At 65.1% G+C, this 12,957-nt stretch carries 14 protein-coding genes; 9 read left to right on the forward strand and 5 right to left on the reverse strand.

What is annotated here, in order from left to right; translation table 11 throughout:
• Positions 1 to 96 precede the first annotated feature (96 nt).
• From argC to BR78_RS0100160, 3 genes are read right to left on the reverse strand one after another with little or no spacing between them, the layout of a single operon-like run.
• Complete coding sequence (argC, locus tag BR78_RS0100150) at positions 97 to 1,038, reverse strand: N-acetyl-gamma-glutamyl-phosphate reductase (protein ID WP_029934094.1); 942 nt, start codon at positions 1,036 to 1,038, stop codon at positions 97 to 99.
• The gene (locus tag BR78_RS0100155; protein WP_037565841.1) at positions 1,035 to 1,292 is read right to left on the reverse strand and encodes a hypothetical protein; all 258 of its coding nucleotides are present in this window, start codon (positions 1,290 to 1,292) and stop codon (positions 1,035 to 1,037) included. The genes argC and BR78_RS0100155 overlap by 4 nt, the downstream gene beginning before the upstream one ends.
• Before the next feature lie 52 nt (positions 1,293 to 1,344).
• Positions 1,345 to 1,719 carry a MarR family transcriptional regulator gene (locus BR78_RS0100160; protein WP_443027660.1) on the reverse strand — a complete coding sequence of 125 codons (375 nt, stop codon included), beginning with the start codon at positions 1,717 to 1,719 and terminating at the stop codon, positions 1,345 to 1,347.
• A gap of 195 nt (positions 1,720 to 1,914) precedes the next feature.
• On the opposite strand from BR78_RS0100160, the gene secG reads away from it, so the two are divergent.
• Complete coding sequence (gene secG / locus BR78_RS0100165; protein ID WP_029934101.1) at positions 1,915 to 2,301, forward strand: preprotein translocase subunit SecG; 387 nt, start codon at positions 1,915 to 1,917, stop codon at positions 2,299 to 2,301.
• A gap of 95 nt (positions 2,302 to 2,396) precedes the next feature.
• Positions 2,397 to 4,028 carry a CTP synthase gene (locus BR78_RS0100170; RefSeq protein ID WP_029934103.1) on the forward strand — a complete coding sequence of 544 codons (1,632 nt, stop codon included), beginning with the start codon at positions 2,397 to 2,399 and terminating at the stop codon, positions 4,026 to 4,028.
• Between the two features lie 5 nt (positions 4,029 to 4,033).
• Here BR78_RS0100170 and BR78_RS0100175 read toward each other — a convergent pair whose 3' ends face one another.
• A complete protein-coding gene (locus tag BR78_RS0100175) occupies positions 4,034 to 4,747 on the reverse strand; it encodes an ankyrin repeat domain-containing protein (protein ID WP_029934105.1) in 714 nt (237 codons plus the stop codon).
• A gap of 132 nt (positions 4,748 to 4,879) precedes the next feature.
• Between BR78_RS0100175 and BR78_RS0100180 the strand changes: the two genes are divergently transcribed.
• Positions 4,880 to 5,554 (forward strand): peptidylprolyl isomerase, encoded by a 675-nt coding sequence (locus BR78_RS0100180; RefSeq protein ID WP_029934107.1) that lies wholly within the window; start codon positions 4,880 to 4,882, stop codon positions 5,552 to 5,554.
• A 116-nt stretch (positions 5,555 to 5,670) separates the two neighbouring features.
• On the opposite strand, the gene BR78_RS0100185 is transcribed toward BR78_RS0100180, so the two are convergent.
• Positions 5,671 to 6,138 (reverse strand): Hsp20 family protein, encoded by a 468-nt coding sequence (locus tag BR78_RS0100185; RefSeq protein WP_029934109.1) that lies wholly within the window; start codon positions 6,136 to 6,138, stop codon positions 5,671 to 5,673.
• Positions 6,139 to 6,387: 249 nt separating this feature from the next.
• Here BR78_RS0100185 and BR78_RS0100190 point away from each other — a divergent pair, with 249 nt between their 5' ends.
• From BR78_RS0100190 to BR78_RS0100215, 6 genes are all read left to right on the forward strand, one after another.
• Positions 6,388 to 8,859, forward strand: coding sequence for a TonB-dependent receptor (locus BR78_RS0100190; protein ID WP_081855642.1), 2,472 nt, complete (start codon positions 6,388 to 6,390; stop codon positions 8,857 to 8,859).
• Positions 8,860 to 9,302: 443 nt separating this feature from the next.
• Complete coding sequence (locus BR78_RS0100195; protein WP_029934113.1) at positions 9,303 to 10,553, forward strand: lipoprotein-releasing ABC transporter permease subunit; 1,251 nt, start codon at positions 9,303 to 9,305, stop codon at positions 10,551 to 10,553.
• The gene (locus tag BR78_RS0100200) at positions 10,546 to 11,220 is read left to right on the forward strand and encodes an ABC transporter ATP-binding protein (protein ID WP_029934115.1); all 675 of its coding nucleotides are present in this window, start codon (positions 10,546 to 10,548) and stop codon (positions 11,218 to 11,220) included. The genes BR78_RS0100195 and BR78_RS0100200 overlap by 8 nt, the downstream gene beginning before the upstream one ends.
• Complete coding sequence (locus tag BR78_RS0100205) at positions 11,217 to 11,810, forward strand: GNAT family N-acetyltransferase (RefSeq protein ID WP_029934117.1); 594 nt, start codon at positions 11,217 to 11,219, stop codon at positions 11,808 to 11,810. Before BR78_RS0100200 ends, BR78_RS0100205 begins: the two co-directional genes overlap by 4 nt.
• Positions 11,807 to 12,478, forward strand: a complete 672-nt coding sequence (gene lepB / locus BR78_RS20720; protein ID WP_051683131.1) for a signal peptidase I — start codon at positions 11,807 to 11,809, stop codon at positions 12,476 to 12,478. The genes BR78_RS0100205 and lepB overlap by 4 nt, the downstream gene beginning before the upstream one ends.
• Entirely contained in the window at positions 12,475 to 12,954 is a 480-nt protein-coding gene (locus BR78_RS0100215; protein WP_029934120.1) for a glutathione peroxidase, read from the forward strand. Before lepB ends, BR78_RS0100215 begins: the two co-directional genes overlap by 4 nt.
• Positions 12,955 to 12,957: the final 3 nt, after the last annotated feature.

The following is a 12,957-nucleotide window of genomic DNA, read 5'->3' on the forward strand; positions in this document are numbered from 1 at the left end:
CCTCTCGTCGACTGTATTCGAACGCGAGACACCAACGGGCGCCAAAGATCAAGCCGGTTAGCCCGTCATCCCTGCGAAAGCCGGAATGACGGCGTTTTAGAGAACGAGCCCCGCGGTCGGGTCGAGTCCGGCCATGATATTGAGGTTCTGCACAGCGGCGCCGGCCGCGCCCTTGCCCAGATTGTCGAGCGTCGCCACCAGCCGCGCCTGGCCGCGCTCGGCATTGCCGAACACCCGGACGCTCAGCCGGTCGGTCCCCGCATCCTCCTCGATCGACACCGTCGAAACGTCGCCGGGCAGCACGCGGATCAGTGGGCTGTCCTTGTACGCATCCCGCAGCGCGTTCTCGATCGCCTCCAGCGACGGACGCCGCGTGAAGGTGTGGAGGGGCAAGGGCACCTCGACGACCATGCCGCGATAAGTGTGCACCACCGCGGGCTGGAAGATCGGCGGATGCTCGATCCGCGCGTGCTTCTGCATTTCAGGCAAATGCTTGTGCTCGAGACTCAGGCCATAGCCGCGGAATGCAGTCGTGGTGAAGCTGCCGGAATTCTGATCCTCGAACTCGGCGATCATCGACTTGCCGCCGCCCGAATAGCCCGAAACGGCGTTGACCGAGAAGACATGGTCGAGCGGCACCAGTCCGGCGCGCACCAGCGGGCGAACCAGCGCGAGAAAGCCGGTGGGATAGCAGCCGGGATTGCTCACCCAGCGGGCTTCGGCAATCGCATTCGTCTGACCGGGCTCGAGCTCGGCAAAGCCATAGACCCAATCGGGCGCGATGCGGTGCGCCGTCGAGGCGTCGATCACGCGCACTTTGTCGGCGCGAATCATCGCCACCGCATCGCGCGCCGCATCGTCGGGCAGGCAGAGGATGACGAAATCGGCCGAATTGAGCGCGTCCTCGCGCTTCGCCGGGTCCTTGCGGTCAGCTTCGTTCAGGATCAGCTGCTCGATACCCGCGCGGCCATCCAGCCGCTCGCGAATCTCAAGCCCGGTCGTGCCGACGGCACCATCGATGAATATACGGATAGTCATTGCGGATCCGCCAGCGAGGAAGCGGGAATATAGCCGACGAGCCCCGCGCGGGGAGCCACGCCCCAGGCGTGGCTCCCCGCGAGTTCGAGCACTTCGAACGCGTCGCCCGCGGCGAGCTTCGCCAGTACCTCGGAATCGACGGCGGCGCTGATGCGGAGATCGGCGGGAACGGAAAGCGTGCGCGGCATCGGCGCGGCATAATGCGGGGCGAACACTCTGTCCGCGAGCCGCACGTCGGCAAGATCGCGACGCACGGCGTCGACACGCGAATCGATGATCGCAGAGCGGCCCTTAAGCGAAAAGCGCTTACGCGTTGGCCCTGCGGGCGGCTGGCTGGCTGATGTTGTCGCCAGCGAGGAAGTGCCCGAACTCTGCAAGAAAATCTGCCCCTTCAGCGGTACGCGCAACGAAGATGTTGCGTTTGTCGGTATCGTCACGTTGGCGGCGCAGATAGCCGAGCGTCCCCAGGCGATTCAAGGCGCGGGTAACTACGGGCTTCGACACGTTGAGCGCCCGCGCCAATCCGCGGACCGTATGCGGCCCCGGGTCGAGATACACAAGCATCAGGAGGGCCATCTGTCGATTGGTAAGATCGGGCTCGCCCGAACGCACATAATCGATCAGCGTGTTTTTCCACGACGATAGCGATTGGTCCGGCATCGCGTTCACGGCATTTCTCATCGTTACGTCCCCGGTCCCGTCCGGGGACATCACACAAACGCAGCTTGGGCCCAGTGGTTTCAGTGCGTTGGCGAAATGTTACCGTGTGTGTCTTATTGGTCGGTGCCGCACTCCGAAATTGACCCTGGATAGACGCAGGTTGATCCCCGGCCGCCGCTCCCCTATGTCGCCGCTTTCGCAACAGGTCCGGTCTCAATGTTCCCCTTTCTGCTCGTCGTCCACACCATCATCGCGGCACTTCTCGTGACCGTGATCCTCATGCAGCGCTCGGAAGGTGGCGGGCTGACCTCGGGCGGTAGCCCTTCGGGACTGATGTCGGCACGCGGCGCCGCGGACTTTCTGACTCGCGCGACTGCAATTCTCGCCACGCTGTTCATCGCGATGAGCATCCTCCTCGCCTTCATCGCTGCGACTCGGCACTCGACGACGATCGATACGTCGCTCCAGCGTACGCCTGCCGCACCGGTCACGGTGCCGACCAGCGCGCCGGCGGTGCCTTTCGCGGCCGGCAACAGCGCTGCGCCGGCGGCTCCCGCGAACGCCGCGGGCCCGGCCAACGGCTCGGTTCCGCTCGCGCAATAACCCCGCAGCTCTCCGGCAATGGAGAGCACGATTGAAAAAATAAGTGAGTCGCGCGCTTGTCGGCGCGCGGCCAATGACGTTAGGCGTTTTCTCCCATGGCGCGGTATATCTTCATCACCGGCGGCGTGGTCTCCTCGCTTGGCAAGGGTCTGATGGCAGCGAGCCTCGCGGCTCTGCTCCAGGCCCGGGGCTATCGGGTCCGCATCCGCAAGTTCGATCCCTATCTCAACGTCGATCCCGGCACGATGTCGCCGCACCAGCATGGTGAAGTCTATGTGACCGACGACGGCGCCGAGACCGATCTCGATCTGGGTCATTACGAGCGCTTCACCGGCGTCGCCTCGCGCCAGTCGGACAACGTCACGTCCGGGCGAATCTACAAGACGATCATCGAGCGCGAGCGCCGCGGCGATTATCTCGGCGCGACGGTGCAGGTGATCCCGCACGTCACCGACGCGATCAAGGCGTTCGCGCAGGACGAGACCGAGGATCTCGATTTCGTCCTGTGTGAAATCGGCGGCACGGTGGGCGATATCGAATCGCTTCCCTTCATCGAGGCGATCCGCCAGCTCAGGAACGATCTCGGCCGCGGCCAGACCGTCAGCATCCACGTCACTCTGGTTCCCTACATCTCCGCCGCGGGCGAGCTGAAGACCAAGCCGACCCAGCACAGCGTGCGCGAACTGGCGGCGCTCGGCGTCCAGCCCGACGTTCTGGTCTGCCGCTCGGAGCGCGAGCTCCCGGCTGGAGAGCGCGCCAAGATCGCGCAATTCTGCAACGTCCCGGCCTCGGCGGTGATTCCCGCGCTCGACGCCCGAAGCATCTACGCGGTGCCGATGCAATATCATCGGGAAGGCCTCGACTCCGAGGTCCTCAAGGCGTTCGGAATCGATCCCGGCGAGCCGCCCCGGCTCGACCGCTGGGAACAGATCATGCGCCGTCTCGAAAATCCCGAGGGCGAAGTCACGATCGGCGTGGTCGGCAAATATATGGGCGTCCCCGATGCCTATAAGTCGCTCCACGAGGCGCTGGTGCACGGCGGCATCGCCAACCAGGTCAAGGTCAACATCCGCTGGCTCGACGCCGAAGTGTTCGAGAAGGACGAGGAGGAGATCGCTTCGAAGCTCGAGCCGATGCACGGCATTCTCGTGCCCGGCGGATTCGGCGAGCGCGGCAGCGAGGGCAAGATCGCCGGCGTGCGCTTTGCCCGCGAACGCGGCGTGCCGTTCTTCGGTATCTGCCTCGGCATGCAGATGGCATGCGTCGATGCCGCGCGCGATCAGGGGCTGAAAAACGCCTCCACCACCGAATTCGGCCCGACTGAGGAGCCGGTGGTCGGCATGATCACCGAATGGATGACCGCCGAGGGCATCCAGAAGCGCGAGGAAGGCGGCGATCTCGGCGGCACGATGCGGCTCGGCGCCTATCCGGCGAAGCTCAGCGGCAACAGCGTCGTCGGCTCGATCTACGGCGCCAGCGAGATCAGCGAGCGTCACCGCCACCGCTACGAGGTCAACACCCACTACAAGCCATTGCTCGAAAAGGGCGGTCTCGTCTTTTCGGGCATGTCGCCCGATGGATCGCTGCCCGAGATCGTCGAACGGCCGGATCACCCATGGTTCGTCGGCGTCCAGTTCCATCCGGAATTGAAATCCAAGCCATTCGATCCGCATCCGCTGTTCGCGAGCTTCATCGAAGCGGCGGTCAAGCAGAGCCGGCTGGTCTAGGGCGCTCAGCGCCTCGGATAGACGTCAGCGCGCGCCATCCTATCCGCCGCCGCGCGATAGCCGGGGTCGCGCTTGCGGCGCAGCAGCGTATCCGCGGTCAGCCCCTCGGCATTGGCGATGTCGCTTCGTGCGCCGTGCCGGGCGAAGAGCAGGAAATGCTTGGGCGCGCTGCCCTTTTTGAGCATCAGGTGCAGCGCGGTGGCGCCTTGGGCGTTGCGGACGTTGGGATCGGCGCCTGCTTCCAGCAGTTCGCCGGCAGGGCCGAACTTGCTCCACGCCACCGCGCCGAGCAGTGGCGTATCGCCGCGATCCGCACCCTCCTCGATATCCGCGCCATGCGCGAGCAACAGCCGGATCGCGTCGCAGTCCTCGTTCCAGACTGCGGCGAACAGGCAATGATTGGGGTCGGCGCCACGCTCGAGTAGATGCTTGGCCAGTGTGAGATTCCGTCCGCGCGAGATCACGTGCCATAGCGGCGTCGCGCGCCACGTGCCTTCGGTGAATGCGGGGGCGTCGAGCCCGAGGCCGGCTGCGAGCAGCACCTCCGCAGTCCGGACGCTCGGCTCGTCCTCGCCGGGACTCATGCATGCGTGGTGCAGCCAGTTTCGCCCGCGCTCATCGGTGATTTCGGTCAAGTCGGGCCGTTCGGTCAGCCCCTGCCCGACTTCCTGCCAACGATGCGCCCGCACCGACTCGCGCAAGCTCGTCTTCGAAACCATGATGGCATCCTACCTCGATCCGCCTTTCGGCGAAACGGCACGAGTCTCCACGGCGAATCGTGCCAGGGGGACCCGCGGCGAGGGCGACAAAAACCCTTCCCGCCGCGTTGCAGCATCGGCTAACGGCACCGGATGCGTATCTTGCTTGCCGCGCTCGCGGCCCTGTTGCTTCCGGCTGCTATCGGTTCTGCTCCCGCGCAGGATCGGCCCATTTCGGGCATGGTCCGGGTGCGGATCGAGACCAGCGCGGGCAACGTCATTCTCGCGCTCGATGCAAAACACGCGCCGAAGACCACCGCCAATTTCCTCGCTTATGTCGATGACGGCCGCCTTGACGGCACCGGCTTCTACAGGGCGTCGCGACGGCAGGGGAACCCGAAGTTCGGCTTCGTCCAGGGCGGAATCGCCAGCGATGCCCGGCGCGTCCTGCCGTCGCCGCCGCTCGAGCCGACCAATGTGACCGGCATCCGCCACGTCGATGGTACGGTGTCGATGGCGCACGGCGCGAACATCGATTCAGCTACCGGCAATTTCTCGATCATGGTCGGGGACAATCCGTCGCTCGACGCCCGCGGCAGCGGCCGCAACGGCTATTCGGCGTTCGGTCGGGTCGTCGAAGGGATGGACGTCGTCCGCAAGATTCTCGCCCAGCCGACGGGTGGGGGCAGGGGCCCGATGCGCGGCCAGATGATCCAGCCGAAGCCGATAGCGATCCTCCGCGCGGTGCGGCTCGACGGGGCGCCCCGGCCGACCGGGCGGGTCAAGCCCTGGCTGATCGGCCCCACGCGCTGGATCCAGCCCAACTAAATCCTCCCCTGTTTTGCGAGGGAGGATTTGAGAAGCACAAGAGGCGCCCGGGCAATGCCCGAGCGCCCCTGCTGCGGCGCCCAAAGGGAGAAAAGCGCCGCGAGCCGTGGTGGTTCTTATGCCGCGTCGCGATGCTCGATCGCGGTCGCGGGCTGGCTGCCGGCGTTCACAGCGATCTTCTTCGGCTTCATCGCCTCGGGAATCTCGCGGACCAGCTCGATGACGAGCAGTCCGTCAGAGAGGTTCGCGCTCTCGACGCGGACGAAGTCGGCAAGTTCGAAGCGGCGTTCGAAGCTGCGATTGGCGATGCCGAGATGCAGGAACGCGCCCTGGTTGTTCTCGTTCTCGTTCGTCTTCTTGCCCTGGACCAGCAGCAGGTTCTGCTGGGCGGTCACGTCGATCTCGTCGGGCTTGAAGCCCGCGACGGCGAGTGTGATCCGATAATGATCCTCGGCAAGGCGCTCGAGGTTGAACGGAGGGTAGTTCTCGCTGGCCGTCTGACGCGCGCTGGCTTCGAGCAAGTCGAACAGGCGGTCGAAGCCGACGGTGGAGCGACGGAACGGAGTAAAGTCGAACTGACGCATTTCAAATTCTCCTGTGAGCAAGTTGAACGTCTCTTTGTGCAGCGCCCGGAAATCCGCGGCGCTGCTTGCCAGGCCCACCAGGCACCGTGGCAAAACGAATGTGGTTCGGCTTGTGGTTTATTCAAGATGCGCTGAACCGGGCACCGCGCGCGGCGGAGAAACCCAGCTTCGGGTTCCCAAAGATTCGCTTGCTGGCTAATACCCATTAAATCCATCGACATTAGGGGTATTGGAACCAAGGGGATGTTGATGCGCCGTTCTTCGCTCTCACTGCTGCTTCTCGGGGTCTCGCCCTTCGCCGCCGGCGCCGCGCTTGCGCAGGAGGTGCCGACCGTCACTGCCCCGGGCACGGACGCACCCAGCATCCCCGGCGAACAGGACCGCACCCCCGAGGATGTCCAGCGCAGCTCGGCGGCTTCGGACATCGTCGTCACCGCGCGCCGCCGCGAGGAGCAGGTGCAGGACGTGCCGATCCCGATCTCGGTGGTCGGCGTGAAGGAACTGGACAGCACCGGCAGCTTCAACGTCCAGCGCCTCCAGCAGCTGCAGCCCGCGCTGCAATTCTATTCGTCGAACCCGCGCAACTCGTCGGTCAACATCCGCGGCCTCGGCGCGCCGCTCGGCCTCACCAATGACGGGATCGATCAGGGCGTCGGCGTCTATATCGACCAAGTCTATTTCAGCCGCGTCGCAGTCGCCACGCTCGACTTTCTCGACGTCCAGCAGGTGGAGACTCTGCGCGGCCCGCAGGGGACGCTGTACGGCAAGAACACCGTCGCCGGCGCGATCAGCATCACCAGCAAGGCCCCCAGCTTCAATTTCGAGGGGCGCACCGAAGTGACTCTGGGCAACCTCGCCTTCAAGCAGGCCAAGGCATCGGTCTCCGGGCCGCTCTCCGACAAGGTCGCGGTGCGGCTCGGCATCTCGACCACCAGCCGCAAGGGCACGATCTTCAACGTCGCCAGCGACAATTACGTCAACGAGCAGGACAATATCGGCCTGCGCGGCGCGCTGCTCTGGCATGCCAGCGACAATCTGAGCCTCACCTTGTCGGGCGACTATAATCGCCAGGATCCCGAATGCTGCGCGCAGATCTATGTGCGCTACGGCCCCACCCAGCGCGCGGCGAACCGGCAATATCCGGCGCTGACCGCGGCGCTCAATTACGCAGTGCCGAGCACCAATCCTTTCGACCGGCTGACCGATCTCGACGCCGATCTCAACGCGCTCAACGTGCTCGGCGGCGCCTCGCTGCGCGGCGAGCTCAATCTCGGCTCGGGCACGCTGACTTCGGTCACTGCGTGGCGCTTCTGGGATTGGGGCCCGGCGAACGATCGCGACTTCACCGGTCTGCCGATCACCACGCGCTCGCAGAATCCGACGCGGCAGGACCAGTTCACTCAGGAATTCCGCTATGCCGGCGAGGGCAAGGGCTTCGACTATGTCGTCGGCCTGTTCGGCTTCTACCAGAAGATCCACACCACCGGTGTGCAGCAACAGGGATCGGCGGCAAGCCGCTGGCTGCTGGCCCCCAGCAACCCGCTTTCCAACGATCCGACCGTGCTCGACGGGCTGACCGCGAGCAACGACATCCTGCTCAAGAACTTCAGCGGCGCGCTGTTCGCCAAGGTCAATTGGGACGTGAGCGACGCCTTCACGCTCTCGCCGGGCGTGCGCATCAACTATGACGACAAGGTCGGCAGCTATGTCAGCATCGTTCGCGATGCGCAGGGCAATCTGGTGCCCTATAGCGGCGGCACCCCGCGCCAGGCTGCCCAGCGCGAGGCGATCCAGCCCCAGGCGTTCCAGGACGAGGCCTATCGCGCCTGGAACCTCACTTACGATCTTACCGCGTCGTACAAGCCGTCGCGCGACGTGCTGCTCTACGCGACCTATGCCCACACCTTCAAATCGGGTGGCCTCAACCTCAACGGCGTGCCGGTGGTCAACGGGGTGGTGCAGACCGATCTCGCCCAGATCGATCCCGAGAAGGTCGACCATTTCGAGCTCGGCGTGAAATCGCAGTTCTGGGACCGCAAGGCGACGTTCAACGTCTCGGGCTACTGGACGATCATCAAGGATTACCAGGCGATCGTGAACAACAGCTCGACTTCGACGCTGCGCGGCTATCTCGCCAATGCCGGCGAGGTTCGCGTCCGCGGCGTCGAGGCCGATTTCTCGATCCGCCCGACCGAACGGTTCAACGCCTATGTCAACGGCGCCTTTACCGACCACAAATATGTCGAATTCGCCAACGCGCCGTGCCCGCCCGAGCGCTCGGGGGGCACCGCGGCGCCGGTCGGCAGCCCTGGCGGCACCCCCGGCGTGCCGGGCCAGTTGAGCCCGGTGGTGTGCGACATCTCCGGACAATGGCTGCCCGGCATCTCCAAATGGGCGTTCTCGTACGGCGCCGAATATAACGTGCCCGCCAAGCTGCTCGGGCTGGACGGCGAGTTCTACGTCGCCGGCGACGCCAATTACCGCTCCAAATTCTCGTCCAACGCCTCGCGGTCGATCTACACCGACATCGAGGGATATACGCTGGCGAACTTCCGCCTGGGCTTCCGCACCGACGACTTCAATGTCTTCGGCTGGGTCCGCAACGCCTTCGACCAGGAATATTTCGAGCTGCTCGCGACGACCCCGGGCAACACTGGCCTGGTGGCCGGCAACCCGGGCGATCCGCGCACTTATGGTTTGACGATCAGCAAGGCCTTCTGATCGTTTACGCGCTAGCGTCTCGCCATGGCCGGGGGACGCTGGGGGAGGGAGGCGGCGCCCGCACCGCCTCCCTCTTTCCAAAGAAAACGAAGCGGGAGGCTCCAAAACGGCAAACGCCCGGACCGTTTCCGATCCGGGCGCCTGCGTGACGACTGCTCGTCAGCCCCCTTTGTCAGGCTCTGCCCGCGCGCTCGTACTTGCCTACGAGCGGGGCGAAGCCCTCCCCGAACCACGGCCATTTGCTGCCTGCGTTTCGACGTTGGTTTGCTACGTCGGCCGGCCGCTTTTGTCACCGGGTTTACAAGGAGTAGGCGCAGATTGGTGTCACCCTGTGTTGAATCGGCAACATAGCGGATATACCGGGATTTTCACAGGCGCATTGCCAGCCGCCACCGCCTTGCCCTAGAGCGACTCCGAGCACTCACGTCAGGCCCCCCGACCGCATGCTATTGTCGCGTTACGAGCGGATGATCGCCCGCCGCTATCTCCTGCCTGGCCGCAGCGAGGCGTTCATCGCCGTCGTCGCCGGATTCAGCCTTGTCGCCGTCATGCTGGGCGTCGCCGCCCTGATCGTGGTGATGAGCGTGATGAACGGCTTCCGCGCCGAACTCTTTGACAAGATCACCGGGCTGAACGGCCATGCCGTCGTCCAGGGCTATGCAGGGCAACTGCGCGATTGGCGCCAGATCGTCGCGCAGGCCAAGGCGACACCCGGCGTGATCAGCGCGACGCCGCTGATCGAGCAGCCGCTATTCGCGAGCTATAACGGTCGCGTCGAATTCGCCCAGATCCGTGGCATGCGCGTCGAGGATATCCGCAACAATCCCGCGCTCAAGGGCAAGGAAGTGATCGGTTCGCTGGATCGTCTCGTGCCGGGCGGCGAGCAGATCGCGATCGGCTCGCGCCTCGCCGAGTCGCTCGGCGCGACCGTGGGCAGCAAGATCACGATCATCAATCCGGCGGGCGCCGCGACGCCGATGGGCACCATGTATCGCTCGGTCAGCTATACCGTGACGGCGATCTTCGAGGTCGGCGTCTATGATTTCGACAAGATCTTCGTGGTCATGCCGATCGAAGATGCGCAGACCCTGCTGCTGCTCGGCGATGCGGTCACCATGGTCGAGATGGACACCAATGATCCCGACAATGTCCAGCGGATCGTCTCGCCCCTCGTCGACAAGGTGGGTAGCAGCGGCCAGATCGTCGACTGGCGCCAGATGAACCGTGAGCTGTTCGAGGCGCTGCAGGTCGATCGGATCGTGTCGTTCACGGTGCTCTCGATCATCCTCGTCGTCGCTTCGTTCAACATCGTCTCGTCGCTGATCATGCTGGTGCGCTCCAAGACGCGCGACATCGCGGTGCTCCGGACGATGGGCGCGACGCGTGGCGGGCTGATGCGCATCTTCGTGACCGTGGGCACCACGATCGGCGCGCTGGGCGTCGCGGCGGGCGGATTGCTCGGCTTCCTGTTCATCACCTTCCGCGCGCAGGTCGTCCAGTTCATCGGGCTGGTGACCGGGCAGCAGGTCTGGGATCCGTCGATGCGCTTCCTCACTGAATTGCCCGCCAAGACCGATCCGTTCGAGACGATCGGCATCTGCGTGATGGCGATGATCTTCACCTTCCTCGCCACGCTCTATCCCGCGTGGAAAGCGGCGAGCACCGATCCGGTGCAGGTGCTGCGTTATGAATGAGCCGACCCTCCAGACGCGCGGACTGAAGCGCAGTTTCCAGCAGGGCGAAGCAGTGATCGAGGTGCTGCGCGGCGTTGATCTCGACGTCATGCCCGGCGAGATCGTCGCGCTGCTCGGCCCCTCGGGTTCGGGCAAATCGACGTTGCTGCAGGCAGTTGGCCTGCTCGAGGGCGGGTTCGAAGGCTCGATCCGCGTCGCCGGCAAGGAAGCGGCCAAGCTCCCCGCGGGCGGCCGCACCGAAGTCCGCCGCAACAGCCTCGGCTTCGTCTACCAGTTCCACCATCTGCTGCCCGATTTCAGTGCGATCGAGAATGTCGTGTTGCCGCAGATGATCCACGGCGCCACGCGCGCCGAAGCGGACGCGCGCGCCGGTCAGCTGCTGGCGGCGCTCGGCCTTGCGGAGCGACTCACGCATCGCCCGAACCAGCTTTCCGGCGGCGAGCAGCAGCGCGTCGCGGTCGCCCGCGCGCTGGCGAACCGGCCGGCGCTGGTGCTCGCCGACGAGCCCACCGGCAATCTCGACGAGGCAACCGCCGACCGTGTCTTCGCCGAGTTCCTCAAGCTGGTGCGCGACGAGGGTTCGGCCGCTCTGGTCGCGACGCACAACGAGCGGCTCGCCGAGCGTATGGATCGTGTGGTCCGCCTGCACGAGGGCCGGCTGGAGTGAGTGCCTGGCGGGAGACGCCGACGCTGAAGGGCCGCCATGTGACGCTGCGCCCGATGGTCCGTGAGGATCGCGACGGGCTGCTCCTTGCCTTTGAGGGCCTCCACGCCCTGTTCCACACCACCGTGCCGACCGCCGATACGTTCGACGCCTGGTATGATCGCGTGATGTTCGACACGGCGGCGGGGCGCAACATGCCGTTCACCGTGCTCGACGCCGATGGGCGCATCGCGGGCGTCACGCGTTTCCTGCGGATGAGCGAGACGCATCGCCGCGTCGAGATCGGCGGCACGCTCTATGCGCCACGCGTCCAGCGCACCGGCCTCAATACCGAGGCCAAATACATGCTGCTCGGCCATGCCTTCGATGTGCTCGGCGTGAACTGCGTGCAGATCCGCACCGATTTCCTCAACCACGCCTCGCGCCGCGCGATCGAGCGGCTTGGGGCCCGGCTCGACGGAGTGCTGCGCGGGCATCTGATCCTGAATGGCCATTTGCGCGACAGCGTGGTCTACAGCATCCTCGCGCACGAATGGCCGGGGGTACGCCGCAATCTCGAGCTGCTGATGGTGCGGCACGAGGCGCGCGCTTGAGCACGGGAGCCAAATGGTCGATCGCCAGCATCTCGCTCGGTGTGCTGGTGCTGATCGCGGCAATCGTGGCGAGTTGGCCGCTCGCCCGCTTCGTGCTGGAGCCGGGCAGGCAGTTGAAGACCTACTACACTCCTTCGCAAAGCATGCGGCCGACGCTGGAGGTGAACGATCGGCTCATGCCCCGAGCGGTGCGCCCCGGCGATCTCGCGCGCGGAACGGTGATCCTGTTCCGCCTGTCCGATCAGGTGCGCGTCGACCGGATCGCGGCGGTCGCCGGCGATCGGATCGCGGTGCGGGACGGCATCGTGTTCCTCAATGGCAAGCCGATCGCCCAACGACCTGTTGGACAACCGCAGCCGACCGAATCCGACGGGCAGGAACAGCGCCTGATCGAGCAATTCCCCGGCGAGGCTAAGCCGCATCTGATCCTCGACTCTGGCACCACTCCGGGCGACAATGTCGAGGAAAGAGTCGTGCCAGCAGGCCACCTGTTCCTGCTGGGAGACAATCGCGACAACAGCGCCGACAGCCGCTATTCGCGCGAGAACTACGGTATCGGAATGGTGCCCGAGAGCGATGTCTTCGGCGTAGCGGACTTCATTCCCTGGTCGCCGAAGCGGGGCACAGTCGCGCGTCGGCTCGACGCGATCGGAGGAGACGCGAAATGACCGAGATAACGCAAATCCCAGTGCGCAAACCCGATGGCAGTGAGACGACGCTGGCGGATCATGCCGGCGAGGTGCTGCTGATCGTCAACACCGCATCCAAATGCGGGTTCACCCCGCAATATGCCGATCTCGAGGCGCTGCAGCGCCAGTACCAGGACCGCGGCTTTTCAGTGCTGGGATTTCCCTGCAACCAGTTTGGCGGGCAGGAGCCGGGAGACGCCGCGGAAATCGCGAACTTCTGCTCGCTCACGTATGACGTGACCTTTCCGGTCTACGCCAAGGTGGACGTCAACGGCGGCGATGCCGCGCCCCTGTTCGAGCATCTCAAGCGCGAGGCGCCGGGGCTGCTGGGTTCGAAGGCGATCAAGTGGAACTTCACCAAGTTCCTCGTCGACCGCAACGGCAAGGTGGTCGATCGCTATGCGCCGACGACGTCGCCCAAGGACATTGCCGGCGATATCGAGAAGTTGCTCTAGTCG

Source organism: Sphingomonas sp. UNC305MFCol5.2 (assembly GCF_000712135.1).
Lineage (GTDB): Bacteria > Pseudomonadota > Alphaproteobacteria > Sphingomonadales > Sphingomonadaceae > Sphingomonas.